The 15,638-nt window shown below is 50.3% G+C and carries 12 protein-coding genes; 6 read left to right on the forward strand and 6 right to left on the reverse strand.

The genetic code is table 11. The annotated features are described in order from the left end of the window. Positions 1-64 precede the first annotated feature (64 nt). Complete coding sequence (locus LLH06_RS01060) at positions 65-1,579, reverse strand: serine hydrolase (protein WP_228171387.1); 1,515 nt, start codon at positions 1,577-1,579, stop codon at positions 65-67. 100 nt (positions 1,580-1,679) lie between these two features. Between LLH06_RS01060 and LLH06_RS01065 the strand changes: the two genes are divergently transcribed. Beyond that, positions 1,680-3,854 (forward strand): S9 family peptidase, encoded by a 2,175-nt coding sequence (locus LLH06_RS01065; protein WP_228171388.1) that lies wholly within the window; start codon positions 1,680-1,682, stop codon positions 3,852-3,854. A gap of 231 nt (positions 3,855-4,085) precedes the next feature. Here LLH06_RS01065 and LLH06_RS01070 read toward each other — a convergent pair whose 3' ends face one another. Next, entirely contained in the window at positions 4,086-4,508 is a 423-nt protein-coding gene (locus tag LLH06_RS01070) for a single-stranded DNA-binding protein (protein ID WP_228171389.1), read from the reverse strand. Then, the gene (gene mutY / locus LLH06_RS01075; RefSeq protein WP_228171390.1) at positions 4,496-5,584 is read right to left on the reverse strand and encodes an A/G-specific adenine glycosylase; all 1,089 of its coding nucleotides are present in this window, start codon (positions 5,582-5,584) and stop codon (positions 4,496-4,498) included. Before mutY ends, LLH06_RS01070 begins: the two co-directional genes overlap by 13 nt. Positions 5,585-5,761: 177 nt before the next feature. Here mutY and LLH06_RS01080 point away from each other — a divergent pair, with 177 nt between their 5' ends. The 3 genes from LLH06_RS01080 (at position 5,762) to LLH06_RS01095 (ending at position 8,749) form a co-directional block, all read left to right on the forward strand. Then, positions 5,762-6,064 carry an HU family DNA-binding protein gene (locus LLH06_RS01080; protein ID WP_228171391.1) on the forward strand — a complete coding sequence of 101 codons (303 nt, stop codon included), beginning with the start codon at positions 5,762-5,764 and terminating at the stop codon, positions 6,062-6,064. Positions 6,065-6,070: 6 nt separating this feature from the next. Beyond that, positions 6,071-6,961 (forward strand): tetratricopeptide repeat protein, encoded by an 891-nt coding sequence (locus tag LLH06_RS01085; protein WP_228171392.1) that lies wholly within the window; start codon positions 6,071-6,073, stop codon positions 6,959-6,961. Between the two features lie 237 nt (positions 6,962-7,198). Next, a complete protein-coding gene (locus LLH06_RS01095) occupies positions 7,199-8,749 on the forward strand; it encodes an Rne/Rng family ribonuclease (protein WP_228171393.1) in 1,551 nt (516 codons plus the stop codon). A 358-nt stretch (positions 8,750-9,107) separates the two neighbouring features. Here the strand turns inward: LLH06_RS01095 and LLH06_RS01100 are convergent, their stop codons facing one another. Both LLH06_RS01100 and LLH06_RS01105 read right to left on the reverse strand, forming a co-directional pair. Continuing rightward, positions 9,108-9,407 (reverse strand): GIY-YIG nuclease family protein, encoded by a 300-nt coding sequence (locus LLH06_RS01100; protein WP_228171394.1) that lies wholly within the window; start codon positions 9,405-9,407, stop codon positions 9,108-9,110. 286 nt (positions 9,408-9,693) lie between these two features. Next, positions 9,694-11,520 (reverse strand): FAD-dependent oxidoreductase, encoded by a 1,827-nt coding sequence (locus LLH06_RS01105; protein WP_228171395.1) that lies wholly within the window; start codon positions 11,518-11,520, stop codon positions 9,694-9,696. 60 nt (positions 11,521-11,580) lie between these two features. Between LLH06_RS01105 and LLH06_RS01110 the strand changes: the two genes are divergently transcribed. Further along, positions 11,581-13,251 carry an amidase gene (locus LLH06_RS01110; protein ID WP_228171396.1) on the forward strand — a complete coding sequence of 557 codons (1,671 nt, stop codon included), beginning with the start codon at positions 11,581-11,583 and terminating at the stop codon, positions 13,249-13,251. A gap of 333 nt (positions 13,252-13,584) precedes the next feature. After that, on the forward strand, positions 13,585-14,133 hold the full coding sequence (locus tag LLH06_RS01115; protein ID WP_228171397.1) for a YfiT family bacillithiol transferase: 549 nt from the start codon (positions 13,585-13,587) through the stop codon (positions 14,131-14,133). On the opposite strand, the gene crtD is transcribed toward LLH06_RS01115, so the two are convergent. Further along, on the reverse strand, positions 14,130-15,602 hold the full coding sequence (gene crtD, locus LLH06_RS01120; RefSeq protein ID WP_228171398.1) for a 1-hydroxycarotenoid 3,4-desaturase CrtD: 1,473 nt from the start codon (positions 15,600-15,602) through the stop codon (positions 14,130-14,132). The genes LLH06_RS01115 and crtD overlap by 4 nt on opposite strands. Positions 15,603-15,638: the final 36 nt, after the last annotated feature.

The following is a 15,638-nucleotide window of genomic DNA, read 5'->3' on the forward strand; positions in this document are numbered from 1 at the left end:
ATGAATATACCCAAAAGACACCGTCCAATTAAGAACGTGACAGGGAAAGCCTCGATTTCCGCTACTATTTTTTACGGAACTCGTACGGGGTGTACTCCACAAAGTCAGCCACCTTGAATTGCAGGGCCGTTACCTTGCCGTTCTCCACTGTAAAAGGCAACACCTCGCGGCCAAATATCGGGTCAGAGAAGGTGGTATAAAAACGGTTGCCACCCAGCGGCTGCAAACGCGCGAACATTTTAGGATGATGCTCGAAACGGATCTCCAGGTCATTGGCCTCGCCTTTAGTGATGGTGATGTTGCCATACAGCTCATTGTTGTACCTGCCGGTATAGTCGTTCAGGCTCAGGGCGGGGCGCAGGTTCAAAGCGGTACTGTCGCGCCAGGCCTTTTCCTTTTGCAGTTGTTTTTGTTGGCTGGCCTTGAATTGTGCCAGTGAGGCATCACTGCGGTTACGGAACGGCATTTTGAGGTAGCTGTCAATAATGTCCATGTTAATGGTCTCGATCAGGTCATTCTGATCACTGTTGGTTAAGATCACGATGCCCAAATTCTGATCAGGTACCAGTGTTACCGATGATACGAAGCCGTTCACACCGCCAGTATGGGTGATCAGGCGGTGCCCTTCGTACCCGCGCAGGAACCAGCCTAAGCCGTATGCGTTAAATCCGCCATCGTCTTCGGTACCTACCAGGATCTGTGGCTGGCGCGTGGCTCTGATCGCTGAGGCCGGGATCACCTGTTTAGGGCCTACCTTGCCGTTATCTAATAAAGCCAATACCCACTTGCCCATATCAGCGGCCGATGAGCTCATGCTGCCTGCGGGCGCCAGGTTATCGATCTGCGGGTAGGGTATAGCCGCCAGCCGCCCATCGATGTAGGTATGCGCGGCCGACCGGTTAAATGAGGTCGACAGTTCTTTGGACAGGGTAAGCGTACTGCTCATGCCCAGCGGTGCCAGTAGGGTCTCTTTGATGTATTGCTCCCAGGGCTTTTTGGTCACATCCTGGATCACCTCGCCGGCGGTCAAAAATGCGGCATTGGTATAACCCCAGCGGCTGCGGAAGGGGTACAGGGCCTTCACGCGAGCCATCTTTTCAATGATCTGTTTACGGGTAAGGTCGCTGGTCCAGTAAGTAAAATCACCCTGAAAGGTGCCAAAGCCTATGCGGTGGCACAGCAGATCGCGCACGGTCACCATATCGGTCACCTGTTTATTGTCCAGCTTAAAGTCGGGCAGGTACTTGGTCACCTTATCATCTAACGATAGTTTGCCTTGGGACTGTAAGGTGGCCACTGCGGTAGCGGTGAAGGCCTTGGTGTTGCTGCCGATCATGAATAGGGTATTCTCATCTACCTTGTTGGCCAGGCCCAGCTCTTTAATGCCGTAGCCCCGGCGTAAAATGATGCGGCCATCTTTGATCACGCAAACCGCCGCACCCGGTACCCGCCAGTTGGTAAGAGCGCGGTTAATGTAATTGTCAAGACTATCGGTAATGAATTTACTGCGGTTGACCTTTTGTGCATGAGCGAATGACAGGGCCGAACAGCCGATGATCAGCAGAAGTATCTTTTTCATTTTACCGCAGTAAGGGTGTGAGATGTAATTATTATTTTAACGCAGTTTTTGCGGCCTCATTATGCCATGTGGCCACTACAATTTTAAACAGTTTTTTTATATGAACATCAAATTTTATCGCCCGGTTTTAAGTGCGTTATTGTTAGGCGTTATGGCACTGAGCAACAGTACCGTACGTGCACAAGGGGGCGGTTTACAGTGGGCAAAGGACGGTTACCACTACTATGCCCTGCAAAATGGCGCCATTACGGAGCTCGACATCCGCGATAAAGAAAAGAAGAACGTGATCGCCGATCGTGCGGCCTTAACGCCGCCGGGCAAGGCCGCGTTACAGGTAAGTTCGTTCTCATTTTCAGATGATCGCCAAAAGGTGCTCATCTTTACCAACACCAAGCGTGTTTGGCGTTACAACACCCGCGGCGATTACTGGGTGTATGATATGGCCGGCAAAACACTGAAGCAGATCGGTAAGGGTAAGCCCGAGTCATCGCTCATGTTCGCCAAAATATCGCCCGATGGTACCAAGGCCGCTTACGTGAGTGAGCATAACCTGTACATGGAGGACCTGGCATCAGGCACGATCAAACCCCTTACTACCGATGGTACCAGCCGCATCATTAACGGCACGTTCGATTGGGCTTATGAAGAGGAATTTGATTGCCGTGACGGTTTCCGCTGGTCGCCCGATAGCCGTAACATCGCTTACTGGCAGATCGATGCCAGGAAGATCCGCAATTACCTGATGCTGAACACTACCGATTCGGCTTACTCGTTCACCGTACCGGTAGAGTACCCGGTAGCCGGCACCGACCCGTCATCATGCAGGATCAAGGTCGTGAATGTGGATAATGGTAAGATCACCAACATTAACGTACCGGGTGATGCTGTGCAGCACTACATACCCCGCATGGAGTGGGCGGGTAACAGCAACGAGCTGATGCTTCAACAGCTCAACCGTGCGCAGAACGAAAGCAAACTGTTCATCTGCAATATATCGAGCAATGCCTCGCGGGTACTGTACCAGGAAAATGATAAGGCCTGGATCGATGTAGGTGAGTGGGAGTGGATCGAAAAAGGCAAGCGTTTTGTGTGGCTGAGCGAAAAGGACGGCTGGCGCCATGCTTACGCCATTGACCGCTTTGGTAAAGAAAAACTGCTGACCAAAGGCAACTACGATGTGGTGAGCCTGAACCTGATCGATGAGACCAATGGCTTCATCTATTTCATGGCATCGCCTACCAATGCCGCGCAGCGCTATCTGTACCGCGTTAATATCGGTGGTGGCACTGCTGAGCGGGTTTCGCCTGCTGATCAGCCCGGCACTCACCGTTATGATATTTCGCCTAACGGACTGGTGGCCATCCACTCGTTCAATAACAGCTATACCATGCCTGCGCGCGAGACCATTGGCCTGCCGGCGCACAAACCGCTTGACGGTAAGCCTACCGCCATTAAGGTAGACCCGGCCAGTGTGAAGAACAAACCTGAATTTTTCACCGTGACCACTGCTGACGGTGTGAAGATGGACGGCTGGATGATGAAGCCCGACAACTTTGACCCAAGCAAGAAATACCCGATCGTATTTTACGTGTATGGCGAACCGGCCTCGCAAACCGCAGCTGACGTTTACGGCGCAGGCCGCAACCGCGAGTATGCCGGCAGCATGGCGGCCGATGGCTACATTTACGTATCGATGGATAACCGAGGCGCACCGGTGCCTAAGGGCCGTGAGTGGCGCAAGGCCATTTACCGCAACATCGGTATCCTGAACGTACGTGACCAGGCCATGGCGGCTAAGCAACTGTTTAGCCAGCACAGCTTTATCGATACGTCGCGCGTGGCCGTTTGGGGCTGGAGCGGTGGTGGTTCATCGACCCTTAACCTGATGTTTCAGTATCCTGATATTTACAAGACCGGTATAGCCGTTGCCGCAGTAGGCTGGCAACTATCGTACGATAACATTTACCAGGAGCGCTATATGGGCGTACCAACCACCGAGGAAGGCCGTTCATACTTCATCAAAGGTTCGCCGGTTACCCATGCCAAGAACCTGCGCGGTAATCTGCTATACGTACACGGTACCGGCGATGATAACGTACACTACAGCAACGCCGAAAAGCTGATCAACGAGTTAGTGAAATACAACAAGCAGTTCCAGCTGATGAGCTACCCTATGCGCTCACACGGCATTTATGAAGGCGAAGGCACCAGTGAACACTTACGTACGCTATATACCAAATTTTTGAAAGAGAATTGCCCTCCGGGAGCGAGGTAAGTAGCTTTTGCCGGTCCTTCGAAAGAAGGGCCGGCAAAGTGTTCCGTCATGTTGAACTTGTTTCAACATCCCACACGCTAAGTGAAAAGGCGGACCTTATAGAGGCTACCTGTCCGTGAGATGCTGAGATACCTCAGCATGACAGTTCAAAGAATAAACGGCTAATAACGAACAAAGGCCTCCGGATATCGGAGGGCTTTTCGTTTTATTTAAGTTGGTAATTGGAAATGCTTAGAACGGGATATCGTCCGTTTCGGTATTGCGGTCGTAACCTGCATCGGCGTCATCGGCACGAACCTGCGCCTTTTGGTCGCCTTCAAAATCGCTTTTGCGGCCCAGTACGGTAAAGTTCTCGGCAACTACCTCGGTAGTGTACTTCTTAATACCGGTCTTGTCCTCAAAAGAGCGGGTGCGTAATTTACCTTCTATATATACCAGTTTGCCCTTTTGCAGGTATTTGGCTGCCACATCGGCCAGGCCGCGCCACATCACGATGTTGTGCCATTCGGTCTGCTCGATCTTGCGTCCATCTTTGTTAAATGATTCAGAAGTTGCCAGTGGAAAACTCACCACTGAAACATTGCCTTCCAGATATCTGATATCGGGGTCTTTACCTAAGTGTCCTACTAAAATTACTTTGTTTATTCCAGACATTTGTGATCGATAGAAAAGAGGGAATTGTTTTCAAATTTAAAAAAATTAGTTAGAAATAAAAAAATGATTTTCGGCAAAGCTAAATTCTCCAATTCCTGCTGTGTGGCGTAGAACCAGTCGGGTAACAGCTGAGCAGGAGCATTTTGCAGCCTGATAAAACGTATGCTGAGGCGCTGGTGCGTAAGGATGTGCTTTTGCTCGGCAAACACCTCATTCACCTGAGCATCAGCACCGAACAGCTGTATGGCCCCGTCCGATCGCATCAGCTCGGGCACCGGCATAAGGTGGTCGGTCTCGATGAGGGGTAGGTCATACAACCCGTTCCATATATCATTGCCCGTACGCTTGTTCATCAAGATACGGCCTTCCTGTATGATCAAAAAATAGTTAAAACACCTATTCTTCACTTTGACCGTCTTGAGTTTGACCGGTAATTGCGTGGTGGCGTTGGTCTTGAAGGCCTCACAACCTAACCTTACTGGGCATATTCCGCAGGCCGGGTTACGGGGTTTACACAGCATGGCGCCGAACTCCATCATGGCCTGGTTGTGCAGGCCCGGCTCTTGGTGGTCAAGTACCTCGTTGGCCAGTTGCTGGAACAGCTTTTTGCCCTTGGGGCTGTTGATCGGCTCGGCTATGCCAAAATAACGGGCCAGCACCCTGAACACATTACCATCCAGCACGGCCTTAGCCTCATTGGCCGAAAAGGAAGCGATGGCGGCGGCCGTATACTCGCCTATGCCTTTAAGTTCGATCAGGTCATCATACCGGGTAGGGAACACACCGTCATATTTCTCCTGCACCAGCTGCGCTGTTTTAAGCATGTTACGCCCGCGCGAATAATAGCCCAGGCCCTGCCAGAGCTTGAGTACCTCATCTTCGGTGGCATTGGCAAAGTGTGTTACGGTGGGGTACTGGGCCAAAAAACGGTTAAAGTACGGCAGGCCTTGTTCTACCCGGGTTTGCTGCAAGATCACCTCCGAAAGCCAGATCACGTAAGCATCATGGGTGTGGCGCCAGGGCAGGTCGCGTTTATGGGTGTGGTACCATTGTACCAGCTCGTGGGCAAAATTCATTTGCCGCAAAATTAAACAATTGGCATACTGTTAACTACAATGCATTTGCCATGTTCGTAACAGCTTACCGGCCTTTGTAAAAAAAAGCACAATTATTTCAAACTTTAAATTTAAACCTATACTTTTGCAACCCCAAAACAGTTAAGTATTTACAAAAATAATTAAGACAAAAAAGATATGACTAAGGCGGAAATTATTGCTGAAATATCGACTAAAACAGGCATTGAGAAAGTTGACGTTCAGGAGACTGTTGAGGCGTTCTTCAAGGTGGTAAAAACATCTATGGTTAGTGGCGAGAACGTATATGTAAGAGGCTTCGGCAGCTTCGTTGTTAAAAAGAGAGCTAAAAAAACTGCACGTAATATCTCAAAAAATACCGCTATCATTATACCTGAGCACTTTGTACCAAGCTTTAAGCCCGCAAAGACATTTGTTGAGAAAGTAAGGACCGGTAACAAGACCAAAACCGCAAAAGCTTAATCCATTATGAAACGTAAACAAATAGTTGTAGTAGTTGCTGTAGTAGCGCTTATGGGCTATTTGTTCTCGTTACCCGTTAAGGGACTGATCAAACCTAAAGAGGAGCGTACCGCTCCAGGGCAGCAGGCCCGCAACACCTCGGCCGCATCGGCCAGTGTGGATGTCAAAGCTGTTTCTGACCCGGCAAAATCGGCCGTAGGGCCTGACCTGTCGGGCAAGATCACTGAGCTGGAGCAGTCGCTTGCAAAAGCCGCAACCCCGGCCGATAAACAAAAGCTGCAGTTAGAACTGGCCCACGCGTGGGACGACGCTAACCAGCAGGCACCAGCTGCCTTTTACTACCGCGACCTGGCCACGGCCACTAACGGTATCGAGAACTGGATCGACGCAGGCAACCGTTTTAACGATGCCTTCAAGTTCTCGCAGGATACAACGATGCAGGCCGCCTTTGTGGCCAACGCCATTGCCTCCTTCAAAAAGGCTATGGCCGTACAGGCCGATAACTTAGAGGCCAAGACCGGTTTGGGTATAGCTTATGTTAACCAAACCAGTTTAGGTATCACCGACCCTGAAGGTGGCAGCCCTATGCAGGGCATCATGCTGCTGCGCGATGTGGTGGCCAAAGACCCGAACAACTGGAAAGCTAACCTTAACTTAGGTCAGTTCGCCATGCAATCGGGGCAGTACCCAAAAGCTGTTGAGCGTTTCAAGAATATGATCGCGCAAGACACCAAGCAAAGCAAGATAGAGCCATACTTCTATTTAGCCGAAAGCTACAAGCAGTTGGGTCAAAAACAGGAAGCCATTGCGGCTTACGAAAAATGTAAGGAACTGATGCCTGCCGATCCTGCGTTCGGCAAACGCATCGATGACTATATCAAAGAATTAAAAAATTAATTAACCCTTTAAAAAATTTAAGACCATGCCAAGCGGTAAAAAACGTAAAAGACATAAAATGGCCACCCACAAACGCAAAAAACGTTTGAGAAAGAACAGACATAAAAAGAAATAAGCCGTTAACCACGGTGCTTTGCCTGCAATACTTATCGGTAGTGGCAGGCAAATTTTTTTGTGTTTGTTTTTGTCCTAACGTACGCGGCGCTAAGCCGCTTTTTTGAAGAAATGGAGTAGCAGTTGATAAAAGAATTAATTATCGATTCGTCCCCTAACGGGGCAACTATTGCCCTGTTACAGGATAAACAACTCGTAGAACTTCATAAAGAGCAAATATCTAACAACTACACGGTTGGCGATATTTACATGGGCCGGGTAAAAAAGATCATGCCCGGGCTTAATGCGGCCTTTATTGATGTAGGCTACGAGAAGGATGCTTTTTTGCACTACCTGGACCTTGGTCCGCAAGTGCAAAGCCTGCTCAAATTGACCAAACAGGTACGTGGAGGAAGTTATCGGTCCAAATTGCTGGATGATCTGAAACTGGAAGCTGATATCAACAAATCAGGTAAGATATCTGAAGTGTTGACCAAAAATCAGCTCATACCGGTGCAAATAGCCAAAGAGCCTATCTCAACCAAAGGCCCGAGGCTGAGTTCAGATCTGTCCATCGCCGGCCGCTATGTAGTGTTAGTGCCCTTCTCTGAAACGATCTCTATCTCCAAAAAGATAAAGAGCAACACAGAGCGTACGCGCTTGCGCAAGATAGTGGAGAGCATTAAACCGGCCAATTTCGGGGTGATCATCCGTACCGTATCAGAGGGCAAAGGTGTTACCGAGATGCAGAAGGACCTGCTGGATCTGATATCCAAGTGGGAAGCCTTCATGACACGCATGCCGGCCACCGATCCGTCAAAAAAGATATTGGGCGAGATCGACAGAACGTCGACCTTGTTGCGCGATATCCTGAACGCCGATTTTCAGCACATTCACGTGAACGAGCCTTCTATTTTTGAAGAGATCCGTTCGTATGTGCATGACATATCGCCTGATCTGGAGAATATCGTGAGGCTGCATAAGCACCGCGACCCGATATTTGAGCATTACGGTATCGAAAAGCAGATCAAATCTGCCTTCGGCAAGACCGTTAACCTGGCCGGTGGAGCATACCTGGTAATAGAGCATACCGAAGCGTTACACGTGATAGACGTGAACAGCGGTAACCGCACAGCCAATAAAGAGAACCAGGAAGACAATGCCCTGCAAGTGAACAAAGAGGCCGCACGCGAGATCGCCAGGCAGCTGCGTTTACGCGATATGGGCGGCATCGTTGTGGTAGACTTTATTGACATGCACAAGCCTACCAACCGTAAAGAACTGTTCGACTTTTTGCGTGAGCAAATGGCGCACGACAGGGCCAAGCATACCATATTGCCGCCCAGCAAGTTCGGGTTGGTACAGATCACCCGCCAGCGGGTAAGGCCTGAAATGAATATCGTGACCAGCGAGGTTTGTCCAAGCTGCCATGGTACCGGGGTCATTCGCCCCAGCATCCTGCTTTTGGATGATATTGAAAATAACTTCAATTACATCCTTGTTGAGCAGAATGAGAAAAAGATCACCCTCTGTGTACATCCGTACATCGAGGCGTATATTAAAAAAGGGCTTATCAGCCGCCAGATCAAGTGGTACTTTAAGTATAACCAATGGATCAAGGTAAAAGCGAACCCGAGCTACCAATTAACGGAGTTCCGCTTTTTGAACGCTAAAGACGAAGAGATCAAACTCTGATCCTCCTTCATCCGAACCATATTCTCCTGAACGCCCCGCCTCACCCGAGAGCGGGGCGTTCGTTTTTTTTTTGCTATTACCTACCTCTCCAACCCGTCATGCCGAACTTGTTTCGGCATCCCACGGACAGGTGGACAGTGCGGTTAGTTGGTTACAATGTATGGTTCGTTACCTTGCATGAGAGATGCCGATATTCATCGGCATGACGTGGTGGGTTTTGTCCCTTTCGTCTCAGACCGTCATGCCGAACTTGTTTCGGCATCCCACGGATAGGTGGACGGCGAGCTCGGTCAGTCAGCGTTATTCGTCACTTGCATGAGAGATGCCGATATTCATCGGCATGACGGGGGCAATCATTTCAGGGTAAATCCAGGTCGCCCTTTAGATTCCTCATCTCCGGATTCATTTCCTGGATCAGCTTGATCTTCCAGTCGCGGTGCCAGTTCTTAAGTTGCTTCTCGCGGTCGATGGCATCGGTGATGCGTTCATGATATTCATAGTAAAGCAGATCATGCAGTTGGTATCGTTTCACAAAGGCCGAACCTTCACCATTAATATGCTGCCAAACCCTTGACCGCAGATCTGCTGTAACTCCGATATAAAATGTCGTTCGGTACTGGTTTGACATGATATAAACGTGGCCTTGCTTGAAGAGCATGATATTGATTTTAGGTTTATGTGATATGTTCCAGCCCAGCCCGTCATGCCGAACTTGTTTCGATAGGTTGACCGTTTGGCTGGTCACAAAGTGTTGATAGTTACCTTGCATGAGAGATGCCGATATGCATCGGCATGACCACTTTTTTATTCTACCTACCACCCCGTCATGCCGAACTTGTTTCGGCATCCCACGGATAGGTAGACGGTGAGGATGGTCACCAGGTCTGATCCATTACTTTGCAAGAGAGATGCCGATATGCATCGGCATGACAACTGATCTTCCCTCAATTCACCAACTTACCCGTCAGATCTACCGTGCGGGCAAATGGGTTTAGGAACTTGTTGGTCAGCACGGCAAATTCGCGTCGGGTAATGGGGCGGGTCAGGTCATAGGTGCCGGTGAACTTGTATACATCCTTCCATTGTTTTTGGATGTTGCCTTGCAGTACTTTGGGTTCGGTGAGGGTGATCTCGCTGATGAAGGAGAGCAGGTTGCCCAAGGTGAACTGAGCTCCGGGTTTGTTCTTATTGAACCAGATGAACGCGCGGGTGTATATCTCGCGGATTACGGGCTCCACTTCGGCGGTGCTCACCAGGCTATCGGGTCTGAACAGTACGGCGGCCGTTTTGCCGGTCACTTTTTGTACGCCCTGCAACATGCCGGTGGCGCTCACCTGCTGTATGGCGCGGAAGTTACGGTCAGATAGCGGCACATCACTGAAAGGCATCAGGTAGCCTTTAAAGTCGAGCAACTCGCCCTGTATGCTGCGCACGTTGAGGTGTTTGGTAGTGGTCTTGTAAAAGGCACAGTAGGCGGCCACGCATCCGGCGCCCTGGCCCAATACCATTTGTACTGAAGGGTAAAAGGCGCTGGCGCTCACAAGGTGCGAGGTCGATAAACTCTTTTCGGTCACCAATAAATTCTCCAGATCTTTTACCACTACGCTGCCCAGCGCAATGCTATACGCCGGGAAGGGCGGATAAGGTGTTTGCGGTCCGCGTTTGTCCACAAAATGTTGACCGGGTGAGGCATCGCCAACGGCAATAGAGGTGCGGTATAATTTAGAGTTGCGGGCGTAAGGGGTAAAGATGTCATCCAGCACCATGCGCACCTCGCCTTTGGCGCGGCGATACTCGCGCATGTAAGGGATGGGCGGCAACTGGTCGGGCGTACCGAATTCATCCGATAGACCAAAGTTCTTTAACCCGCCGGTGGTCTGTATAAAATAGACCAGCCCTAACACCTTGAGTCGGGTCTCCTTATAATACTGCTCGCGGTTCTTTGGGTCAAGCAACTCGGGCGACGACTTGAACGAGTTGCCCCACTCGCCCCACTTGATCATGTATTTATCGTTATAAAGCTTTCCGCCCAATACCATCTTCAGCAGGTCCTTGCCTTTAAGGCCGGCGTAAAGTTCCTCGTTGTAACCTTCGGGGCGGGCAATGGTCTTGTCGACAGCTTTGCCAAAGTCTTTCAGGATCGCGCACCAGGTAATGTCCTGCGTTACGGGGATGGCGTTCTCCGGGGCCAGTTGTTCGCCAGTGTCCTTACGGCTTTCAAAACCCGAGGTAAAAGTGGCGCCAGCCATAGCGGCCGCATCGCCGGTGGGGGTGGCATCGATCAGGATCTGTGCTTTAATGGTATTGATCTTACCGTTCTCTTTAATGGTGACCATCCAACCGGTGCCGTTCTTTTTAACACTGGTAAAGGGGGTGTTCAGCTTGAGGGTAAGGTTCTTCACGGTGTCGGTCATTTTTTTTAAAATGGCCGCACCGGTATAAGGCTCAAATTTAAGTACCGCGTTGGCGGTGGTGTCGAACCCTGGTGTTTTAGCATAAAACTCGCGCACTTTTTTGCGGAACTCGCCAAATATGCCTGCGGGCAGGTTGCGGTTGGCATCCATGATGCACATAGCACCCGATGTCATTTCGCCGCCCAGCCAGGCGCCGGGCTCAACCAAAATGGTCTTGACCTTACTGCGTGCGCACTGCAAGGCGGCCGAGGTACCGCTGGCAGTGCCGCCGATCACCAGTACATCGGTACGTATGGTATCGGCATGAGCATGAATAGTGCCCAGGCACAACAGGGCAACGAGTAAGTTCTTGAGCATTGGTTTTACTTTAAATGTTAGGTCAGGAATGCTAAATTAGGGCAAAGCTTTTACTTTACCATGAAAAGATCAGTAAGTAAGTACCTTGTTACGGCCGCTGTGGGCGGCGTGGGTTTTTTGGCAGGTGCATTTGTGATGAGGCATGCCGAACCCGAACCACTCACAGTAGGGGCGGTGCAGGAGGCTGGCAAGGTGATCGGTCAAAGTTTCAGCAATGCTGAGGCCGATTCTATGATCAACATGCTGCAGCAGTTCCGTACTTCGTACGATGCTTTGCATAAACTGAATATGCCTAACAGCGTGGTGCCGGCCATGCAATTTAACCCACTGCCGGTAGGTTTTGTACAGCCTGATAGCAAGAACGCCTTTAAACTCCCACAACAGGAAGCGGTAAAGCTGCCTGCTGATAAGGATGAACTGGCCTTTTACTCCATACGCCAACTGGCTTACCTGATCAAAACCAGGCAGATCAGCAGTGTACAACTGACCCGATTCTTTTTTGAACGAATCAAACGATACGACCCCAAATTGCTTTTTGCGGTCACCATCACCGATACTTATGCCTTAAAGAAAGCCGCCGAAGCTGATGCCGAGATCAAGGCCGGCCATTACCGGGGCTTATTACATGGTATCCCCTTTGGGGCAAAGGACCTGCTGGCGCAAAAAGATCACCGAACCACCTTCGGTTCCAAAGCCTTTAAAGATCAGCAACTGAACATCGACGCTACGGTGATCACCAGGCTGGAAGCCGCCGGGGCGATATTGTTGGCCAAGACCACCCTGGGCGAACTGGCCATGGGCGATGTGTGGTTCGGTGGCAAAACGCGCAACCCGTGGGATCCATCGCGTGGGTCGAGCGGATCATCGGCCGGGTCGTCATCGGCAGTGAGTGCAGGTTGTTTGCCTTATGCCATTGGGTCCGAAACCTTGGGTTCCATCGTATCGCCCGCCACTGAGTGCGGTGTCACCGGTTTGCGGCCCACTTATGGCCGCGTGAGCAAGTACGGCGCCATGACCTTGAGCTGGAGCATGGATAAGCTTGGGCCGATCACCCGCAATGCCGAAGATGCCGCGATCGTGTTCAATGCCATACAAGGTACTGATGATAAGGACCATAGCACCATAGCTGCCAATTTTGATTACGACGCCACCGGCCGGTCGCTCAAGGGATATAAGATCGGGTACCTGAAGCGCGACTTTGAACGCAATGGCAACCATGATACCGATTCGGCCACGCTGGCCAAACTGCGTGAGTTGGGTGCCGAACTGGTGCCGCTGGAGTATCCTCCATTCAAGACCAGTTGGATGACCTTTATACTGGATGCCGAAGCAGCGGCCGCTTTTCAGGACCTGGTGCTTACTCACCGTACCGATCTGCTGGTGCAGCAAAACAAAAATGCCTGGCCTAATATCTTCAGGGCATCGCAATTTATTACCGCGGTGGAGTATCTGCAAGCTAACCGCGCACGCACGCTGCTCATCGAGGATTGGTACAAAAGGTTGAAAGGGCTCGACCTGTATGTCACTCCCACTTATAGCATCAACCTGGCCATGACCAACCTGACCGGTAACCCTTGCGTGGTGTTGCCTAACGGCTTCAACAAAGCCGGCCGGCCGTACAGCATCACCTTTATGGGGCAACTGTTTGGCGAGGCCAAGTTATTACAGGCCGCACGCCTTTACCAAAATGCTACAAGCTTTCACAAGCAGCACCCTAAGATGAACTTTTAAAAATGTGGACCGAGGGAGGAAGAGTGAGGGCCGAAGCTGGCTGTTACATTCCGAAAAAAGTGTTTCACGGCTGTAACAGAATTCCCCAGCTTTCCCCACTTTTTGGTGTTGCGAAATTCGTAAAAACCCAACTTTTTCAAGATTTTTCAACAAAAAGCAAGAATGTAACACCAAATGTAACACGGAAACAACGAAATGTAACACCTGAACTGATCCATTAAGGGGAGAAGATAAGACGCTCAAATGCCTAAAGTTTCCTTTTTTGCGAATTTGGCAAAGGGATCTTTGTACATAAAGGCTGGTAAGGGTAAGAAAAATTTCGATATTAGCCCCATGAGCCAAGCTACCCTTACTGATGAAGCCCTGCGCTACCCGATAGGCAAAGTACAAGTGCCGGATACCTACACACCTGAACTGTTAGCACAGTATATAGCCGACATCAAGACCCTGCCTGCACGCCTCAGGGCGGCAGTCATTCAGTTGAACGAGGGACAATTACGTACCACCTATCGCCCGGGAGGCTGGACGCTCAAACAAGTGGTACACCATTTAGGAGATAGCCATTTGAATAGCCTGGTGCGCATCAAGCTGGCCTTAACTGAAGATAACCCGACCATTTTGCCTTACGATGAACCGGCCTGGGCCGAACAAGCCGACCATCAATTACCTATTGAGGCATCTTTAAAAATGCTGGAAGGTATCCACCTGCGCCTGGTGGCCTTATATGAAAGCCTTAGTGATGAACAATGGGACCGCACCTTTTACCATCCGGGTGCCCAAAAGAATTATAGCTTGAAGTTCACGGCCGCTTTGTATGCATGGCATAGCAACCACCATCTGGCGCACATCACCACTACCATGAAACAGTGGGGTTTGGCTTAATTGACCCAGTCGCTCACGATCTTGGCTGATAGCAGTGCCAGCGGTATACCTCCGCCAGGGTGTACACTGCCCCCGCAAAAATAAAGGTTAGGCACTTTTGAGGAGCGGTTGGCATGACGCAAAAACGCTGCGAACTTATCATTCGAGCTGGTGCCATACAACGACCCCTGGTATGACGAGGTGCGACTCTCGATAGTGCGTGGGTCTAAAATACTTTCGCAGACGATCAGCGGGCCTATATCGGTACCCAACCTTAAAGATATTTTATTGATGATGTTTTTCCTGGCTTGGGCGATCAGCGCATCCCAGTCCTGACCTTTGTTGGCCGGCACATTGATCATCACGAACCAGTTCTCGCAACCTTCCGGTGCATCTGCCGGGCAATATTTGGAACTGATGTTCACATATACCGTTGGGTCGTTCCCGATGGTGCCCTGATCCCATATTGCCCTGAACTCGGCCTCGTAATCAGCATTAAAAAAGATGTTATGCAGGTCCAACTTGCTGAACTGCTTTTGAATACCCCAGTAGAATATCAGCGCCGAACTGCTTCGTTCCTGCTTCAATATCTTCTCAGGGAACAATTGAGGATGCTTGCTCAGCAGCTTACGATAGGTGAACCAAACGTCCATGTTCGATACCACCAGGTCGGCTGGTATCATCTTTCCATCTAACATTACCCCACCGATCCGCTTGCCATGCAACACGATCTCATTCACCGGGGCGTTAAAATGGAAGGTCACGCCCAGATCTTTGGCCAGATCAACCAGGCTGCGGGTAATGGCATACATACCGCCTTCGGGAAAGTAGGCGCCAAAGTGCTGTTCCAGATGCGGGATCACATTAAGCGTGGCGGGGGCTCGGTACGGGTCTGATCCGTTATAAGTGGCATATCTGTCGAAGAACTGCACTAGGCGCTTGTCTTTAAAAAAGCTTTGGTTGGCCTTGTGCATGGTGCGCATGGCGTCGATCTTAAAAACGCTCAATATGGACCGCAAGGCAGGCCAGTTCAAATAAGTACGTAACCTGTGCAACGAACTTTCGAGGAACACATGGTTGGTGATCCGATATATCTGCTTGCTTTTGGCCCGGTGTTTTTTGATCGCGGTGGCCGGTTCACCCATGATGTCGCTTATTTCCTTTGCGAATTTGTCCTCATCGGCATAAGCCTTTAACGAAGTGCCATCGGGATAAAAGTAGTTACAGGTGACCTCCAGCTTTTGATAGTTGAAGTGGTCTGTTGGTCGTCGCCCGGCTAAAGCAAAAAGTTCGTCCACATACTGTGGCATGGTGAACAAGCTGGGCCCGGCATCAAAACGAAAACCGTCCTGCTCAAATTCCGAGAGCTTGCCACCTGCGTAGCTGTTAGCCTCAAAAACTTCCACCGAATGGCCTTTTACCGCTAAACGAATGGCTGTAGCGATCCCGGCTATACCGGCTCCTATGATAATGGCTTTTTGTTGAGGCATGCTGAGCAAATATACAGGCAATAAAAAAGCAGAACC

This window comes from Mucilaginibacter daejeonensis (assembly GCF_020783335.1).
Lineage (GTDB): Bacteria > Bacteroidota > Bacteroidia > Sphingobacteriales > Sphingobacteriaceae > Mucilaginibacter > Mucilaginibacter daejeonensis.

Bases quoted from the DNA above. Each gene is read 5' to 3' on its own strand.
- LLH06_RS01065 (WP_228171388.1), top strand. From the start codon at position 1,680: ATGAACATCAAATTTTATCGCCCGGTTTTAAGTGCGTTATTGTTAGGC.
- LLH06_RS01060 (WP_228171387.1), bottom strand. From the start codon at position 1,579: ATGAAAAAGATACTTCTGCTGATCATCGGCTGTTCGGCCCTGTCATTC.
- LLH06_RS01085 (WP_228171392.1), top strand. From the start codon at position 6,071: ATGAAACGTAAACAAATAGTTGTAGTAGTTGCTGTAGTAGCGCTTATG.
- LLH06_RS01115 (WP_228171397.1), top strand. From the start codon at position 13,585: ATGAGCCAAGCTACCCTTACTGATGAAGCCCTGCGCTACCCGATAGGC.
- LLH06_RS01070 (WP_228171389.1), bottom strand. From the start codon at position 4,508: ATGTCTGGAATAAACAAAGTAATTTTAGTAGGACACTTAGGTAAAGAC.
- LLH06_RS01080 (WP_228171391.1), top strand. From the start codon at position 5,762: ATGACTAAGGCGGAAATTATTGCTGAAATATCGACTAAAACAGGCATT.
- LLH06_RS01105 (WP_228171395.1), bottom strand. From the start codon at position 11,520: ATGCTCAAGAACTTACTCGTTGCCCTGTTGTGCCTGGGCACTATTCAT.
- mutY (WP_228171390.1), bottom strand. From the start codon at position 5,584: ATGAATTTTGCCCACGAGCTGGTACAATGGTACCACACCCATAAACGC.
- crtD (WP_228171398.1), bottom strand. From the start codon at position 15,602: ATGCCTCAACAAAAAGCCATTATCATAGGAGCCGGTATAGCCGGGATC.
- LLH06_RS01110 (WP_228171396.1), top strand. From the start codon at position 11,581: ATGAAAAGATCAGTAAGTAAGTACCTTGTTACGGCCGCTGTGGGCGGC.
- LLH06_RS01100 (WP_228171394.1), bottom strand. From the start codon at position 9,407: ATGCTCTTCAAGCAAGGCCACGTTTATATCATGTCAAACCAGTACCGA.